This is a genomic window from Ruegeria sp. YTSA135 (assembly GCF_059610165.1).
Genome location: NZ_JBXWNC010000015.1, coordinates 110,788 through 125,820 on the forward strand (window position 1 = coordinate 110,788; position 15,033 = coordinate 125,820).

Annotated in this window: 21 protein-coding genes, 2 tRNA genes and 1 pseudogene; 22 read left to right on the forward strand and 2 right to left on the reverse strand. The window is 57.0% G+C overall.

Annotated features, from left to right (window positions below; all coding sequences use genetic code 11):
- The first annotated feature begins 906 nt into the window (after positions 1-906).
- The 8 genes and pseudogenes from AC2FIT_RS17810 to AC2FIT_RS17845 form a co-directional block, all read left to right on the forward strand.
- Complete coding sequence (locus AC2FIT_RS17810) at positions 907-1,143, forward strand: hypothetical protein (protein WP_496831373.1); 237 nt, start codon at positions 907-909, stop codon at positions 1,141-1,143.
- Positions 1,140-2,825: a type IV secretory system conjugative DNA transfer family protein gene (locus AC2FIT_RS17815; RefSeq protein ID WP_496831374.1), complete on the forward strand. Its 1,686-nt coding sequence runs from the start codon at positions 1,140-1,142 to the stop codon at positions 2,823-2,825. Before AC2FIT_RS17810 ends, AC2FIT_RS17815 begins: the two co-directional genes overlap by 4 nt.
- A 10-nt stretch (positions 2,826-2,835) precedes the next feature.
- Positions 2,836-3,063 carry a hypothetical protein gene (locus AC2FIT_RS17820; protein WP_496831375.1) on the forward strand — a complete coding sequence of 76 codons (228 nt, stop codon included), beginning with the start codon at positions 2,836-2,838 and terminating at the stop codon, positions 3,061-3,063.
- A 50-nt stretch (positions 3,064-3,113) separates the two neighbouring features.
- Complete coding sequence (locus tag AC2FIT_RS17825; RefSeq protein WP_496831376.1) at positions 3,114-3,329, forward strand: hypothetical protein; 216 nt, start codon at positions 3,114-3,116, stop codon at positions 3,327-3,329.
- Positions 3,330-3,362: 33 nt separating this feature from the next.
- Entirely contained in the window at positions 3,363-3,683 is a 321-nt protein-coding gene (locus AC2FIT_RS17830; protein ID WP_496831377.1) for a hypothetical protein, read from the forward strand.
- A complete protein-coding gene (locus AC2FIT_RS17835; RefSeq protein ID WP_496831378.1) occupies positions 3,655-4,005 on the forward strand; it encodes a hypothetical protein in 351 nt (116 codons plus the stop codon). The genes AC2FIT_RS17830 and AC2FIT_RS17835 overlap by 29 nt, the downstream gene beginning before the upstream one ends.
- 239 nt (positions 4,006-4,244) lie before the next feature.
- Complete coding sequence (locus tag AC2FIT_RS17840; protein ID WP_496831379.1) at positions 4,245-4,562, forward strand: hypothetical protein; 318 nt, start codon at positions 4,245-4,247, stop codon at positions 4,560-4,562.
- A gap of 30 nt (positions 4,563-4,592) precedes the next feature.
- Positions 4,593-5,633: pseudogene (locus AC2FIT_RS17845) on the forward strand (recombinase family protein); the annotation flags it as partial.
- 42 nt (positions 5,634-5,675) lie between these two features.
- On the opposite strand, the gene AC2FIT_RS17850 reads toward AC2FIT_RS17845, so the two are convergent.
- Complete coding sequence (locus AC2FIT_RS17850; RefSeq protein WP_496831380.1) at positions 5,676-5,900, reverse strand: hypothetical protein; 225 nt, start codon at positions 5,898-5,900, stop codon at positions 5,676-5,678.
- A 232-nt stretch (positions 5,901-6,132) separates the two neighbouring features.
- A tRNA-Thr gene (locus AC2FIT_RS17855) sits at positions 6,133-6,207 on the reverse strand.
- Between the two features lie 83 nt (positions 6,208-6,290).
- On the opposite strand from AC2FIT_RS17855, the gene AC2FIT_RS17860 reads away from it, so the two are divergent.
- From AC2FIT_RS17860 to AC2FIT_RS17925, 14 genes are all read left to right on the forward strand, one after another.
- Complete coding sequence (locus AC2FIT_RS17860; protein ID WP_496831381.1) at positions 6,291-6,446, forward strand: hypothetical protein; 156 nt, start codon at positions 6,291-6,293, stop codon at positions 6,444-6,446.
- Positions 6,447-6,452: 6 nt separating this feature from the next.
- Positions 6,453-7,721: a UDP-N-acetylglucosamine 1-carboxyvinyltransferase gene (gene murA / locus AC2FIT_RS17865; RefSeq protein ID WP_496831382.1), complete on the forward strand. Its 1,269-nt coding sequence runs from the start codon at positions 6,453-6,455 to the stop codon at positions 7,719-7,721.
- A complete protein-coding gene (locus tag AC2FIT_RS17870; RefSeq protein ID WP_496831383.1) occupies positions 7,718-8,194 on the forward strand; it encodes a DUF2948 family protein in 477 nt (158 codons plus the stop codon). The genes murA and AC2FIT_RS17870 overlap by 4 nt, the downstream gene beginning before the upstream one ends.
- 158 nt (positions 8,195-8,352) lie before the next feature.
- The gene (hisD, locus tag AC2FIT_RS17875; RefSeq protein WP_496831384.1) at positions 8,353-9,654 is read left to right on the forward strand and encodes a histidinol dehydrogenase; all 1,302 of its coding nucleotides are present in this window, start codon (positions 8,353-8,355) and stop codon (positions 9,652-9,654) included.
- 98 nt (positions 9,655-9,752) lie between these two features.
- The gene (locus tag AC2FIT_RS17880; protein WP_496831385.1) at positions 9,753-10,232 is read left to right on the forward strand and encodes a UPF0262 family protein; all 480 of its coding nucleotides are present in this window, start codon (positions 9,753-9,755) and stop codon (positions 10,230-10,232) included.
- A gap of 3 nt (positions 10,233-10,235) precedes the next feature.
- Entirely contained in the window at positions 10,236-10,694 is a 459-nt protein-coding gene (locus AC2FIT_RS17885) for an arsenate-mycothiol transferase ArsC (RefSeq protein ID WP_496831386.1), read from the forward strand.
- On the forward strand, positions 10,691-11,089 hold the full coding sequence (locus tag AC2FIT_RS17890) for a ketosteroid isomerase-related protein (protein WP_496831387.1): 399 nt from the start codon (positions 10,691-10,693) through the stop codon (positions 11,087-11,089). Before AC2FIT_RS17885 ends, AC2FIT_RS17890 begins: the two co-directional genes overlap by 4 nt.
- Positions 11,082-11,696: a GNAT family N-acetyltransferase gene (locus AC2FIT_RS17895; RefSeq protein WP_496831388.1), complete on the forward strand. Its 615-nt coding sequence runs from the start codon at positions 11,082-11,084 to the stop codon at positions 11,694-11,696. Before AC2FIT_RS17890 ends, AC2FIT_RS17895 begins: the two co-directional genes overlap by 8 nt.
- 140 nt (positions 11,697-11,836) lie before the next feature.
- A complete protein-coding gene (locus tag AC2FIT_RS17900; protein WP_496831389.1) occupies positions 11,837-12,712 on the forward strand; it encodes a carbon-nitrogen hydrolase family protein in 876 nt (291 codons plus the stop codon).
- Between the two features lie 91 nt (positions 12,713-12,803).
- Entirely contained in the window at positions 12,804-13,022 is a 219-nt protein-coding gene (gene infA / locus AC2FIT_RS17905) for a translation initiation factor IF-1 (RefSeq protein WP_005978431.1), read from the forward strand.
- Between the two features lie 11 nt (positions 13,023-13,033).
- On the forward strand, positions 13,034-13,612 hold the full coding sequence (locus tag AC2FIT_RS17910; RefSeq protein ID WP_496831390.1) for a Maf family protein: 579 nt from the start codon (positions 13,034-13,036) through the stop codon (positions 13,610-13,612).
- Positions 13,609-14,631, forward strand: coding sequence for a ribonuclease E/G (locus tag AC2FIT_RS17915; protein ID WP_496831391.1), 1,023 nt, complete (start codon positions 13,609-13,611; stop codon positions 14,629-14,631). Before AC2FIT_RS17910 ends, AC2FIT_RS17915 begins: the two co-directional genes overlap by 4 nt.
- Positions 14,628-14,810 (forward strand): DNA gyrase inhibitor YacG, encoded by a 183-nt coding sequence (locus AC2FIT_RS17920; protein WP_496831392.1) that lies wholly within the window; start codon positions 14,628-14,630, stop codon positions 14,808-14,810. Before AC2FIT_RS17915 ends, AC2FIT_RS17920 begins: the two co-directional genes overlap by 4 nt.
- A gap of 79 nt (positions 14,811-14,889) precedes the next feature.
- Positions 14,890-14,964, forward strand: a tRNA-Phe gene (locus tag AC2FIT_RS17925).
- Positions 14,965-15,033: the final 69 nt, after the last annotated feature.

Genomic DNA, 15,033 nt, shown 5'->3' on the forward strand with positions numbered 1-15,033 from the left:
ATCCAAGGGCGTTCCTTGGCGTTGATCAATCGGGCGTCCGGTTGTGCATGGTTCGGTGTCGGTGGAAGGGCAATCTTCCAAGTCTGACGAGCTGGGTTCAGGGGGCGGCGATAGGCCCCTTGATCATGATGCATCTTTGACAAGATGGCGGCATCCAAACTGCGGAAGGTTGGTCTCCATGAAGTGGCCTCAATGGCATTGTCAGGGGTCTAGGGGGCAGGAACGCCCTCAAGTCGATGGGTTTGGGAAAGCGAAGTTTCCCATGTGGCTCTGAAGTGGGTTCGCATGCCCCACAAGAGCCAACAGCCGGAGGGATGCAACGGGAGCGCGCAGCGGGCTCCCTTGCCAAGATGTGTTGTAGTACAACACACATCTTGCGTCGGCTCTTATCCCCCTGTGTGCGCCATCAAAGTGAAACAGGACCCGCTGAGGCTCTAAAGTACCTCTGCCATAGGTTCTCGTCACCCATCGATCACATAATCTCAACTTGAACTCTTATTGAACAATCGAGGAAAACTCGTAGCTCAAGGAGTGGCAGCGGGGTCCGCCTTTAGGGGCAATCCTGAGACCTCCTGCGTGTAAGAGCGAGAAAGCCGTTCTGCTGGCTTTCCGGGGCTAAAAGTGGAGTAGGTTTAACGCCCCGTAGATTATGCAGATTACTAGGTGTTTCGGTTGAATTAGACCCGTTCAAAAGAAAAAAGCCTTGAAGGCTCGCCGATCTCACCGAACTTTAAATGCATAGGCACTCGTTGGAGTGCTCCCGGACAAAACTGACAATCTAATTCGGATGAATTCTTGATCATCCGAAAACACTCTCGCTCGGCCTGAATTCCGAGCGGACAAAGGAGATGTGCCCAAGTGCGTGGTCAATACGGACAAAAGAAAAGCCCGCTCGTTAATGGCTTGATGTGGCTGGCTCTGGTGATGGCTTTCATGGCGGCGCTCTTGGGCGCGCCTAGTGTCAATGAGTTGACGCGAGAACTCGTCGTCGAGGTGGCAAGCAGATCGTATTCACAGGGCGTCGTGAACTTCATCTCGTTCTTGTGGATGCTCGCCTGCTTTCCGCTGAGCTTCCTGCTCGCCTACGTTGCGCTCTACGTGACCATGACGCTGTTCATCATGATGCTGAGCGTGCGTCGATGAACGCGTTCGAGCATCCCTACGGATCGGCCCGGCTCGCGGAGAGCGATGAGGTTTTACATGCCTTTCGTGATCCTGGCGGCATGCCGTTCGGTTTTTTGGGTCGCCGGATGCTAACGCATTCTACGTCCGCTGGCGCTCTGCTTATCTCCGGCGCGGGTGCGGGAAAGTTCACGACTGTCTTGAGCCATATCCTCGCTGCGGTTGGTCGCGGTACTCGGCGGCGATTTTTCTCAGTTTTGGGGCGCGCAGCGCGGAAAGCTGTCCGCATGGCGATTGTCGATCCCAAGGGGGAGCTGGCTGCCGTCATCGGCCCTGGCCTCATTCATCGCGGGGCCAAGGTCTACACTATCAACCCGTTCGCTCTGCATGGCCTGCCCAATCATCGGATCAACCTCTGGGCGCATCTGGTGCTAGACTCGCCGAGTTTGGTTGCCGATTGCCGACATGCGACTGAACTGCTGATTGCCGTCACCGCGGGCGAGAATTCAAAATTCTTCCAGGAAATGGCCCAAGACTGGCTTCAAGCTCTGATCCGTGGACTTGTCGCCCTGGATGGTGAGGTCTCTTATCTTCGCCTGTTTGAGTTGATCGGCTTAATCCGGTCCAGCTTGGATGCTTGGGAAAATCTCGCCGCGACAATGGCTGCTCGCGGCGCACCCGATCTGCGCGCGACCTATGCCGAAATGCTATTCATGGCGCGCAACAGCGAGCGCACGTTTTCAGGGGTGATGGGTGAGATCACCAATGCCCTAGCGCCGCTGTGCGATCCGCGTTTGCAGGAAAGCTTTGTCGGAAGCAGAGCAGCGGATTTTTCGCTCGATGTACTGACTGACAACAGCGATCAGGACGTATTTGCCTTCTTTGTTATGCCTGCCGAGTTGATGGCGCAGTATGCCTTTCTCGCCCGGCAATTTTTCTCGACCATTCGGGTCCTGAAGCAGCGCAAGCCAAGTGCGCCCGTTATTGACCTCATATGTGATGAGGCCTCGTTGTTGGGCAGCTACCAGGATGCAGCCACGCTCTACACGGCAGGGCGCGGCTTTGGGCTGTCCCCGTTCTTTGTCTATCAGAGCCTCTCGCAGATTGAGCGCAATCTCGGCCATACTGGCGTGAGCACGCTGCTTGCCAGTTCTGATCTGCAAATCTTCCTGGGCGGCGGCATCTCCGATCTGAAGACGGCTGAGCATCTCAGCCGACAGATGGGCCAGCAAACGCTTCATCTGCCGGACCCGCTCGTGCAGGAACGCGCCGCGCGGGCACGCGATGAACTTACCCACGATGTGCTATTCGAAGGCGCTGATCCCGTGCGTGCTGGCCTCGCCATGCACGCGCTGGAACGTGAAGAAAGCCACGAGCGCAAGATGGCACGTGCGCTGTTCACGCCGAATGAGATCATCGGGCTTGACCGGAACAAAGCGCTGATCTTCGCGCCGGGCTACCTCTCTGATCCGTTCCTTGCGGACAAGGTGCCATACTACGCTCTGCGCCAATACGCCGGGCAGTTCTTCCCCAATCCGTATTTCGACAAGGACCTGGAGCATGTCCGCGTGCCAACTCGTTTCGGCATGCGCAAGCGCCGCGTCATCCGCGAGGCCGTGCCAGCGGCTTTCTCAGAATTCCCGCAATACCAGAGCGGTGAATGGGCCTTTCTCGAAGGCTACCAACCCAAACCTCAGAGATAAGGAGAGTACCATGAGGTGGAACATCATTTTTTTGACCCCGGCCAAACAGGCCGAAAAACCAAAGCCTGCAAGGCCACGTTTTGATTTCAGGAGGGTACGGCGCGCTGGCGCTGTAGCGCTCGTCATCGCCGGGCTGCTGGCGGGCCTTGGGATGTATTTGTTCGGAGATCATCCAGAGCTCGCACCCCGATTAGTGGGGATGAGCGTCCTGTTCGGCGCCGCTCTTTGGCCCGTCTGACGCGTTCTCCCTGAAGACCACAAGCTTCAATCCTTGAAAGGAAACTTCAAATGCCAAGAAAGATCATTGATATCGAAACCAAGGTGCGTGTCCGGGAAAAGCAAAGCCCGCTGCTCAGGATGGTATACGTTTTGGTGGCCATTCCGTGCGGCCTTTACGCCTATGAGTTCCTGCTAGCGGAAGACTACTTTGTCGGCGGGTTCCTAGGCACCCTTACCATTGGCTTTCTCGTGGAAGCCAGCAAGCGCTACCTCCCGTCCAAATAATGATCCCACAGTTTAGGTAGAAGGAATGAACTCATGAGTGATGAGCAGAAGAGAATGCCCGTAGAGACGCTGCGGGAAAGCAACCTGAGCGCCAAAGTCTGGGAAAACCAGCATGAGCAAGGCACCAACTACAACACGACCTTCGCACGTTCCTATCAGGATCGCGATGGTGAATGGCAGCAAACGAACAGCTTTGGCGAGAAAGACCTGCTTCCGCTCGCAAATCTGGCCAGCCGCAGCCACGAGGCCGTGCGGACCCTAAGAGAGCAGAGCCGCGCGCAAGAGCAGGAAGCTCAGTTGCAAGCGCAGGCCGAAACGCGCACGCGTGAGCGTGGCAGAGATCGGGGGCGGTGATGTGAAGGATACATTCACAGCCGCCGCTGATGGCAAGACCACCTATCGCCGCGAAAACCTCCCTAATCCGGCCCATGTGGCCGGGGCCGGGATCGCGACCAGAGAAAGCCTCGCGTGGAAGGGTCAGCAAAACCCTGAGCCGCCGAAGCTCACTTACGAGCTGGATCAGGAGGCCGCGCGGCAGGCTGCGCTCGATTTCGTAAGGGCTGGCCAGCGTCAGGAGATGGCGCGTGAATGGGAAAACTTCCTAAATAGGCCAGAAAAAGCACGACAGGATTTTGGGTTAGCCCGCGACTATAGCGGGCCAGAGCGTGAGAGGTAAATTTGCATGGATATTTCGAGGAGTGGTAAAATAGGAGTTGAGGGTTTGGGCGAACGGCAGGTCCGTAGCGGCCTCCACAGAATGATCGTCCAGCAAACAACCCATAATCCGGAGCGCCAGGAACGCGCAGAGAAACCGGAGCAGTACCAATCAACAAACCACGATCACGTGACCACTCATGCGGCCAATGGGCCAATCGAGACAGCGATCTCGCATGTGCAAAAGGAGGTGGAGCAGTGATGGATGGCCATGACATTGACCTGCCGCAGGCGTTCTCGCATGCGGTAAACGGAACGCTTCGTATTGATGTGGAGCGCTACCAGCACATGCTGGACAGCGCCGATCTAACCGAAGCGCAGAAGCGCGAAGTTCTGGAAGCGCTCTGGTCGATCATCGTTACCGTTGTCGAGCTTGGCTACGGTGTTCATCCCTTGCAGGAAGTCTGTGGAAAACCAGACGATCTCAGCGAAGAGTGGCGCGCTGCTGAGCCAGATGCGCTAGACTGCAAGGACAGCTCAGAAAAGGATGATCGTGAAGATGTGCCGGAGGTGGAGTAACCGCCCTCCAGCGCCAGAAAGGCAGGAGTCATGAAAAGTGATTTTGAACAGCAGGTAGTACCGAAGGCTATCATTTACTGCCGGGTTTCGTCGGTGAAGCAGCGCGTTGACGGCGCAGGGCTCCAAAGCCAGGAACAACGCTGCCGGAAATATGCTGAAGAGAATGGCTGGGAAGTCGAGATGGTCTTCCCGGACGATGTGTCCGGCGGGCTGGACTTCATGGAGCGCCCTGGGGCGCGGGCCATGCTTGCCTATCTTAAGGCGAAAAAGGGTGAGCCATACGTCATCATTTTCGATGACTTGAAACGCTTTGCGCGCTCGGCAGAGCTGCATCTGCGCCACCGCCGCGAATTGGCGGCTTTGGGCGTAGAGCTACGCTGCCTCAACTTCGAGTTCCACGATACGCCGGAAGGCGATTTCTTCGAGCTTATGATGGCTGGCGCTGGCGAGTTAGAGCGTAAGCAGATCGCCCGTCAGAACGAGCAGAAGCGCCGTGCCCGTGTTGAACTAGGTTTTTGGATTACCAGAGCACCTATCGGGTACAAATACATCAAAGACACGGAAAACGGCGGTAAGAGGCTCGTATTAGATGAGCCCGTCGCCTCGTCTGTACGTCAAGCCTTAGAAGGTTATGCGAGTGGGCGCTTTGCCTCACAAGCCGAAGTGCAGCGCTTCTTGGAGGCTGATCCGTACTTCCCCAAGGACAAAAAAGACGGAACGCTTCGGCCCATGACGGTGAAGCGGCTCTTGGAGAAGGTCGTTTATGCAGGTTACGTCGAGTCTCCCAAGCTCGGTGTGTCGCTGCGAAAAGGGAAACACGAAGGCCTCATTTCCTTCGAAACCCATCAACGCATTCTCGATCTCATCGAAGGCAAGAAGCGTCGCCCTGCGGCTCGCAAAGACTTCAATGAAGACTTCCCTCTAAGGGGTCACGTCGTTTGTGATTGCTGCGGGAACGCTATGACAGCGGCTTGGTCTAAGGGAAAGTACAAGCACTATCCCTATTACTTCTGCATGACGCGAGGTTGCGAGGCCAAGAGCAAGTCTATACCGCGTGCCAAGATCGAAGATGGCTTCACGGAAATCCTCAAGACGCTTCAACCCGCCTCTGGCCTATTCGAGATCGCCAAGGCAATGCTGCGCGATGCCTGGGATATGCGCTTGGCTGAGGCCAAGGGTGCCAAGGACGAACTTGGCAGACAGCTCAAAGGCCTTGAGACGCAGATCGAGCAATTGCTGGATCGGGTTCTCAATGCGACCAACCCAAGTGTCGTGAAGCGCTATGAATCGAAGATCGATGAGCTTGAGCGTCAGCGGATAATCATGAGCGAGCGGCAAGAGAAAATTCTGCCGCCAAGGGGACGTCTGGAGGATTGTATCGAACTCTCTCTCAAACTTCTCTCAAGCCCTTGGTATTTATACGAAAATGGCAGTTACATGCTGCGTCAGACTGTGCTCAGATTGGCGTTTGCAGAGCCTCTCAGATATGACCGAAATGAGGGGTATCGAACTCCCACTTTCACCTTTCCGTTCAAGGTGTTAGCGGGAATCACAGATCAGAAAAACGAGATGGTGCTGCTGGAGAGAATTGAACTCTCGACCTCTCCCTTACCAAGGGAGTGCTCTACCTCTGAGCTACAGCAGCGCTGTGGGCGGGTGATTAGACTCAAACGAAACGCGGCGCAAGGGTCTCTGGACGGTTTTTTTCGCCTCCTGTAGAGAAAGACTATGGCAGACAGAACTACACCCAAAAAACAGGGCAAATCCGGGGATGCGCGCGAAGAGCGTCTGAAGGCGGCGCTCAAGGTAAACATGGCGCGGCGCAAGGCGCAGGCCAAGGCGCGGGCGGCATCCGAGGATAAATCCGTAAAGGACAAGGGATAAGAGCAGATGGATTCGATTTTGGTGACGGGCAATGGACCTCTGAACGGTAAAATACCGATTGCGGGGGCTAAAAATGCCTGTCTGACGCTGATGCCTGCGACCTTGCTGAGCGAAGAACCGCTGACGCTGACCAACGCGCCGCGGTTGAGCGATATCAAAACCATGACCCTGCTTTTGCAGTCACTGGGGGCTGAGGTGTCCGCGTTGCAGGATGGGCAGGTTCTGGCGATGTCGAGCCATGACCTGACCAGCCACACAGCGGATTACGAGATTGTGCGCAAGATGCGCGCGTCCAACCTTGTGCTGGGCCCGATGCTGGCGCGGCTGGGTCAGGCTGTTGTGTCTTTACCGGGCGGCTGCGCGATTGGCGCGCGGCCTATGGATCTGCACGTTGAGGGGCTTGAAGCGCTGGGTGCCGAAATCGAGCTTAAGGATGGTTATCTGCACGCCAAGGCTCCGGTTGGGTTAAAGGGTGCCGTGCATGAGATGCGCTTTGCCTCGGTGGGTGCAACCGAGAACATCGTCATGGCCGCAACGCTGGCCAAGGGCACCACGGTTTTGAAGAATGCCGCTCGTGAGCCTGAGATCGTGGATCTGGTCGAGTGTCTGCGTAAGATGGGGGCGCAGATATCGGGTGAGGGGACTTCGACCATCGAGATTCAGGGTGTCGACCGGCTGCATGGTGCAACGCATCAGGTTGTGACCGACCGTATCGAGTTGGGCACCTATATGCTGGCCCCGGCCATCAGCGGTGGTGAGGTCGAGCTTTTGGGTGGCCGCATGTCATTGGTTGAGTCTTTTGCCGCCAAGCTGGACGCGGCAGGTGTGAGTGTCTCGGAAACCGAGAACGGCCTGAAAGTGGCGCGCAAGAACGGGCGGGTAACATCGGTGGATGTGGTCACTGAGCCGTTTCCGGGGTTCCCAACCGACCTGCAGGCGCAGATGATGGCGTTGATGTGCACGGCCGAAGGAACCTCGGTTCTTGAGGAACGCATATTCGAAAACCGTTTCATGCACGCGCCAGAACTTGTACGCATGGGTGCGAATATCGAGGTTCACGGCGGCACGGCCACGGTCACGGGCGTTGAACGTCTGAAAGGCGCACCCGTTATGGCGACGGATCTGCGCGCGTCGGTCTCGTTGATTTTGGCCGGATTGGCGGCTGAAGGTGAAACAATGGTCAACCGGGTCTATCATCTGGATCGCGGATATGAGCATGTTGTGCGCAAGCTGGAAGGCGTGGGTGCCAAAATCGAACGGATCAAGGGCCAATGACAGACGCAAGTTTTCACGATGGACGCGAGGCCCCGCTGAACCTGGGTGCCGAAGATACAGACGATCTGCAGGTGATATCGACACTGACACAAGATGCTGTGTTCCCGGTAACCGAGATGACGTGGAAGCCATCGCAGCGCCGGTTTGGATTGCTGCTGAACCGCTTTCGCTGGGAAGACAAAGATGCCGCTACGCGTCGTGATCGGCCGTTTGAGCGGGTGCAATCGGTTCTTGTGTTCGACTCGGTGCTGTCGGTGGCCAGTCAGGGGATCGATCGCAGTGATAAGGATATGATCCTGTCTTTGCTATCGGTCGATTTCGAGGCGGACGAGGACGGGGCGGGTCAGATTGTGTTGACGCTGGCCGGTGACGGCGGCATCCGGCTGAAGGTTGAAGCGATTGACGCGACCCTCAAGGATGTGACGCGCCCGTACAAGGCGCCATCCGGGCACGCGCCGCATCATCCTGAATGAACGACCTCTGCACCATGAAAGAACTGGTGTCAAAACTACTAAAAACAAGCGTTTTTGGCGTTTGATCTCTGCCGCGCTACAAGTGAAAGCCCGCATCGGGGTTGAGGCTGTCGTGCCTCGACGGTATGACCCTTCGAAACGCTTTCGGAGTCTCGCTTATGCCCGTTTTTCTTGACACGACCTCAGCCGATTTCGAGCCTGCGTTTCGGGCGCTTTTGTCGGCCAAGCGCGAAGACAGCCCTGATGTGGATGCCACGGTCGCGCAGATCATCGAAGATGTGCGCGCGCGGGGCGATGCCGCTGTCATCGAACTGACCACAAGATTTGACCGGCTGGAATTGACGCCCGGTTCGATGGCATTCTCCGCCGCAGACATCGACGCGGCAGTTTCACAGGTTGCGGACGCGGACCGTGTGGCATTGGAACTGGCTGCTGCGCGCATCCGCGCCTATCACGAAAAGCAGATGCCCGAAGACTATCAGTGGACCGACGCAACCGGGGCAACGCTTGGCTGGCGCTGGTCGGCGGTGTCAGCGGCCGGATTGTATGTCCCTGGCGGTTTGGCATCGTACCCGTCTTCGGTTCTGATGAATGCGATCCCGGCGAAGGTTGCAGGGGTCGAGCGGCTGGCCATAACCGTTCCCACGCCCGACGGGCAGGTGAATCCGCTGGTCCTGCTGGCGGCGCGGCTCTCTGGTGTGGACGAAATCTATCGTATAGGCGGGGCGCAAGCCATTGCTGCGCTGGCCTACGGCACCGAGACCATTTCGCCGGTAGATAAGATCACCGGGCCGGGAAATGCCTTTGTTGCCGCCGCTAAACGCCGGGTGTTCGGCAAGGTCGGCATCGACATGATAGCAGGACCGTCAGAGATTCTGGTCATCGCCGACAAAGACAACGATCCCGACTGGATCGCGTTGGACCTGCTGAGCCAGGCCGAACATGACGAGAGCGCCCAATCTATCCTGATCACGGATGATGCCGCATTTGGGCAAGCCGTTTCGCAGGCTGTTGAAAAGCGTCTTGAAACCTTGCAACGCCGTGCAATCGCCGGGGCAAGCTGGCGCGATTTCGGCGCTGTGATCACTGTGCGCGATCTGGACGAAGCTGCAGCCCTGTCCAACCGTATTGCACCAGAACATCTTGAGCTGTGTGTGAGCGATCCTGTCGCTCTGAGTAAAAAGACAATCCACGCAGGTGCCATCTTCCTGGGCCAATACACGCCCGAAGCCATTGGCGATTATGTTGGCGGCCCCAACCATGTTTTGCCCACGGCTCGGTCAGCCCGGTTTTCTTCCGGTCTGAGTGTGATGGACTTTCTCAAGCGTACAACACTCAGCCAGGTGACACCCGAAGCGCTGCGCGCGATCGGACCTGCGGCAGAGCAACTGGCGCAATCTGAAAGCCTTGAGGCGCATGGATTGTCGGTCACGGCGCGTCTTAATCGACTGAACGGTTGATATGGCGCAACCCGCTACCCCATATTGGCGCTTGTGTGCGTTGCTCAATGAAATGCGTTGTTATAGGTCTGGGCTGAGTTGAACGGACCACAGACAACATGACCCGAATTTCGCGTATCGAGCTTGACGACCGAAACCTGCCCCCGCCGACCCCCGAGATCGAGCAGGAGCGCAAGGTCGCGATCTTTGATCTTTTGGAAAACAACAGCTTTACCCTGCCGCAGCGCGAGGGGCGCATGGTTCCGGATGGGCCATATCACTTGCACCTTTCGATCCGCGACAAACGTCTGGTGTTCGACGTCGCGACCGAAGCCGAAGAAAAAGCCGCTGAATTTCACCTTTCGCTGGGGCCGTTCAAGCAGGTGGTCAAAGACTATTTCCAGATCTGTGAAAGTTACTTTGACGCGGTGAAATCCTTGCCGCCCAGTCAGATCGAAACCATTGATATGGCACGGCGTGGTATCCACAACGAAGGCAGTCGCGTGTTGCAAGAGCGGCTGGAAGGCAAAGCGGATATTGACAGCGATACCGCCCGCCGCCTGTTCACACTTATTTGCGTGCTGCATTTCGGGGGGTGACGGGTGACGCCTCTGCCGCAGTCGATCCTGTTTTGTTGTGACCACAACTCGGTTCGGTCCCCGATGGCCGAAGGCATCATGAAGAAATTCTACGGCACCGGGACCTATGTGCAATCCGCCGGTGTGCACAATGATCTTGAGATTGACGGTTTTTGCATAGCAGTTTGCCAGGAGATCGGCGTGGAACTGTCCCGGCACCGGTCGCGTTCGTTTGATGAAATGCAGGAATGGGGCGACGATCTGAGTTCTTTTGACCTGGTGGTTGCCCTGTCGCCTGCCAGCCAGCGCAGGGCGCTGGAGTTGACCCGGATTTTTCACCTGGATGTCGATTATTGGCCAATAATGGACCCTACCGGACTGGGCGAAACGCGCGAGGAAAAGCTAAGTCACTACCGACAGACCCGCGATCAGATCATCAAGCACCTCAAAGATCGCTGGGGCGAACCTACGGAGTGTACATGAACCAGACCGTCAAAACCTATTTCGAAGCCTTCAATGCCGGGGACGTGGATGGCATGCTGGCCTGCCTGTCCGATGATGTGGCCCACCATGTGAACGAAGGGCAGATCCGCGTTGGAAAACAGAAATTTGCGGCGTTTTGCGCCCACATGAACCGCTGTTACCGCGAGAACCTGACCGATATCGTGGTTTTCGAGACCGCAGGCGGTACCCGCGCTGCGGCTGAGTTCACGGTCAACGGCACGTACCTGCAAACGGATGAAGGTCTGCCCGAAGCGCATGGCCAGACCTATCGGCTGCCTGCCGGTTCCTTTTTTGACTTGAAGGATGGTCAGATGTCGCGCGTCACCACATTCTACAACCTTGCCGACTGGGTGCGGCAGGTCAGTGATGGCTGAGATCTCAACGGTTCACGCGCTGACCGGGGCCACCCTGTCAGACGCTCTTGACGACGTTGCACGCCTTCGGATGACGGTGTTTCGGGCGTGGCCCTATCTCTATGATGGTGATCTCGACTACGAACGCAGATACCTGCAATCGTATCGCGACAGCGATAAAGCCATCCTCGTCGGCGCTTTTGACGGAGATCGCCTGGTCGGGGCGTCAACCGGCGCACCTCTGACTGATCATGCCGACGACTTTGGCGCTGCATTCGACGGCTCAGGGCTGGACGTGTCTGAGATTTTCTACTGCGCCGAGTCTGTCCTGCTGCCGGACTATCGCGGGCAGGGCGCTGGCCACAGGTTTTTTGATTTACGAGAAGCTCATGCCATCAAGCTTGGCTTCACCAAATGCGCCTTTTGCAGTGTTCTGCGCGCGGCGGATCATCCAATGCGGCCGGAAAACTACCTGCCGCTGGACGCCTTCTGGCGGGCGCGAGGCTATGATCCGCTACCCGGCGCCATCGCGCAGTTTTCATGGAAAGACGTTGGTGCCGAGAAGGAAACGATGAAGCGTTTGCAGTTTTGGATAAGGGATTTGCCAATAACGGAAGTTTCAGTCTGAAACCGTGTCCTTATTCGGTATCTTGCCCACTCTGAACCCGATGCCAGAGCGGTGATGCCTCCGCAGTTCGCCGCGATAACCCTGTACAGACACATGGTCCAGTTTTAGGGTCATATCGTACCCAAACCTGAGAAGTTCTCATGAAAGTTGCGACCGCCGCCTATAACCTTGATTGGCTCGACACTTGGGCGCAGTACGAAGACAAGCTGGACCGATGGGTGGCCGAAGCCGCAGGGCAGGGGGCCGACTTGCTGGTCTTTCCTGAATACGGCGCGATGGAACTATCAACGCTGGACGGGGCTGAGGTCGCCGGAAATCTGGAACATTCGATCCGCGCCGTGTCCGATCGGATGGAAGCGGCGCAGGCTCTGCATCGACGCCTTTCGCAGACCTATGGGGTATATATTCTGGGTGCATCGGCCCCGATTATGGATGGGTCGGGACGTCCGGTAAACCGTGCCGAACTTTACGCACCCGGTGGCGGGCAAGACCATCAGGACAAACAGATCATGACCCGGTTCGAGCGTGACGACTGGGACATTGTGCCGGGCGGCCCGCTGAAACTCTTTGAAACCGCCCTTGGAAAAATCGGCGTGCTTATTTGCTATGACAGCGAGTTTCCCCTGCTTGGCCGCGCCCTGAGTGAAGCCGACGTGGTTCTGGTTCCGTCCTGTACCGAGGCGCTGTCAGGCTATTGGCGCGTCCGGATCGGAGCGATGTCGCGGGCACTGGAAAATCAATGCGTTACGGTGATGGCGTCCTTGGTCGGTAACAATGACTGGTCCGAGGCAGTGGACATGAACGCAGGTACCGGCGGCGTTTTTGGCCCGCCGGACAAGGGGTTTCCTTCGACCGGTGTGCTGTCTGAGGGAACGATGAACCGTCCCGGATGGACCTATGCGGATATTGATCTTTCGGCCATTGCCGAGGTCCGTGCAGACGGGCACGTGCTGAACCGCTCCCATTGGGCAGAGCAATCCCCCCGCGCCAATTCAATCACAATATCCCGTGTTTAAGTGATTCTGGCCTTGAAATAAGCCCAAAATAGGCTCATTTAAGCGCACATCCTCGCAGATTCTGCGAGTGCAACGTAATGATGGAGACAACATGGCCAAGGAAGATACGCTCGAATTTCCCGGTGTCGTGAAGGAACTCCTGCCTAATGCGACGTTTCGGGTCGAGCTGGAAAACGGCCATGAGATCATCGCACACACGGCAGGCAAGATGCGCAAGAACCGCATCCGTGTTCTGGCTGGCGACAAAGTGCAGGTCGAGATGACCCCTTATGATCTGACCAAGGGTCGGATCAACTATCGCTTCAAGTAACGCCAACCACAATGGCGTTTATTTTAGGATCGGGCAGCCCAAGGCGGCTGGACCTGCTGGCGCAGCTTGGCGTACAGCCTGATTTTATTCGCGCCCCGGAAATTGACGAAACGCCCATGAAGGGCGAGTTGCCCGTTCCCTATTGCAATCGCATCACACGCGAAAAAGTGCAGGCAATTCAAGCGGATGTCGGCGATATCACCCTGTGCGCAGATACCACGGTTGCGCTTGGCCGCCGTATTCTGGGTAAACCCGAAAACGAAGGGGAAGCGGCGGAGTTTCTGTACGCGCTATCCGGTCGGCGGCATCGCGTGATCACCTCGGTCGCGGTGCGGCGTGGGGAGCGGGTGCTACAGCGCGACGTGGTTTCCCAAGTTAAAGTCAAACGGCTGTCGGACCCGGAAATCAACGCATATCTTGCGACCAAAGACTGGCAAGGCAAAGCAGGCGCATACGCTATTCAAGGTCCTGCCGGCGCGTTCATTCCATGGATATCCGGTTCATTCACTGGCATCGTAGGCTTGCCGCTGTCAGAGACAGCCGCTCTTTTGCAAGGCATAGGGTATCCCCTGTATCGTGAGGGCTCATGAAGGGTCGCACTATCGTTCTGGACCATATTGACAACCGCGAAGCTGCTGCCTTGATGGTGGATGGCCGGTTAGAGGATTTCCTAATTGCCGGAGACGCCCCTGCGCCCGGCACAATCTATCGCGCCCGCGCTGACCGCCCGGTGAAGGGGCAGGGCGGAATGTTCGTGACAACACCGGATGGCCCGGCCTTTCTGCGACAAGTTCGTGGATTAAAGCCCGGCACCCTGATGGTGGTGCAGGTCACGGGATATGCCGAACCAGGCAAAGCGCTTCCGGTTACAGAGCGCATCCTGTTCAAAAGCCGCTATGCGATCGTCACGCCCGATGCTCCGGGCTTGAATATCTCACGCTCTATCCGCGATGAGGTTGAGCGTGACCGTCTACTTGAGATCGCGCATGAATGCATGGAAAACAGCGATTATGGTCTGATCTTGCGGTCTTGCTGTGAAGGTGAGGATGCAAGTGAAATTGCCCAGGACATCAGCGCCATGCTGGCCCATGCCAATCAGGTTATGAACGATTTTGGTACTGAACCAGACCTCTTGCTCGAAGGAGATAGCCCACACGTCCTCGCCTGGCGCGACTGGACCGATCCGGCTGAGGTGGTCACACATGCCGGCGGATTCGAGGAGCAAGGCGTGCTTGACGCGTTGGACATGGCCCGCGGGATTTCCGAACCGCTGCAAGGCGGAGGTCATTTGTACATACAGCCCACGCGCGCGTTGGTCGCCGTAGACGTGAACACCGGGTCAGACACATCGCTGGCCGCTGGAACCAAAGCGAACTTCGCCTGCGCCAAAGCGTTGGCCCGCGCGCTGCGTGTAAGGGGGCTTGGGGGACAAATTACGCTGGACTTGGCACCTATGCCAAAAAAAGACCGACGCGGGTTCGAATCCGCCCTGCGCGCCGCGTTCAAGGCCGACGGTATCGAAACCATCTTGGCCGGATGGACCCCGCTGGGCCATTACGAGCTGCAACGCAAACGCGGCCGAATCCCCCTAACGGAGGTGCTGAAATGAGCTGCCCGATTTGCGGTTCCGACACCGTGATCAAGTTCCGTCCGTTCTGCTCAAAGCGCTGTGCGGATATCGACCTTGCCAAGTGGCTAAACGGGTCATACGCGGTTCCGTCGCAGCGCGAAGAAGACCTTGACACCGACGGTTCACAAGACGAACCAGAGCAACAGCGTCCACATTGAAAAAATGTAAAAAAGCCTCTGGACACTGCTTGGTGCAAGTCATAGAAGGCCTCCACCCAATGATGATAATCGTTCCCGTGCCCGGGTAGCTCAGGGGTAGAGCAGTGGATTGAAAATCCTCGTGTCGGTGGTTCGATTCCGCCCCCGGGCACCACTTCCAGCGTCAACTTGTTGATTTCCCTCAGTTTACTTATGGAAACTGCGCGGGTGTAGGACATGGCGT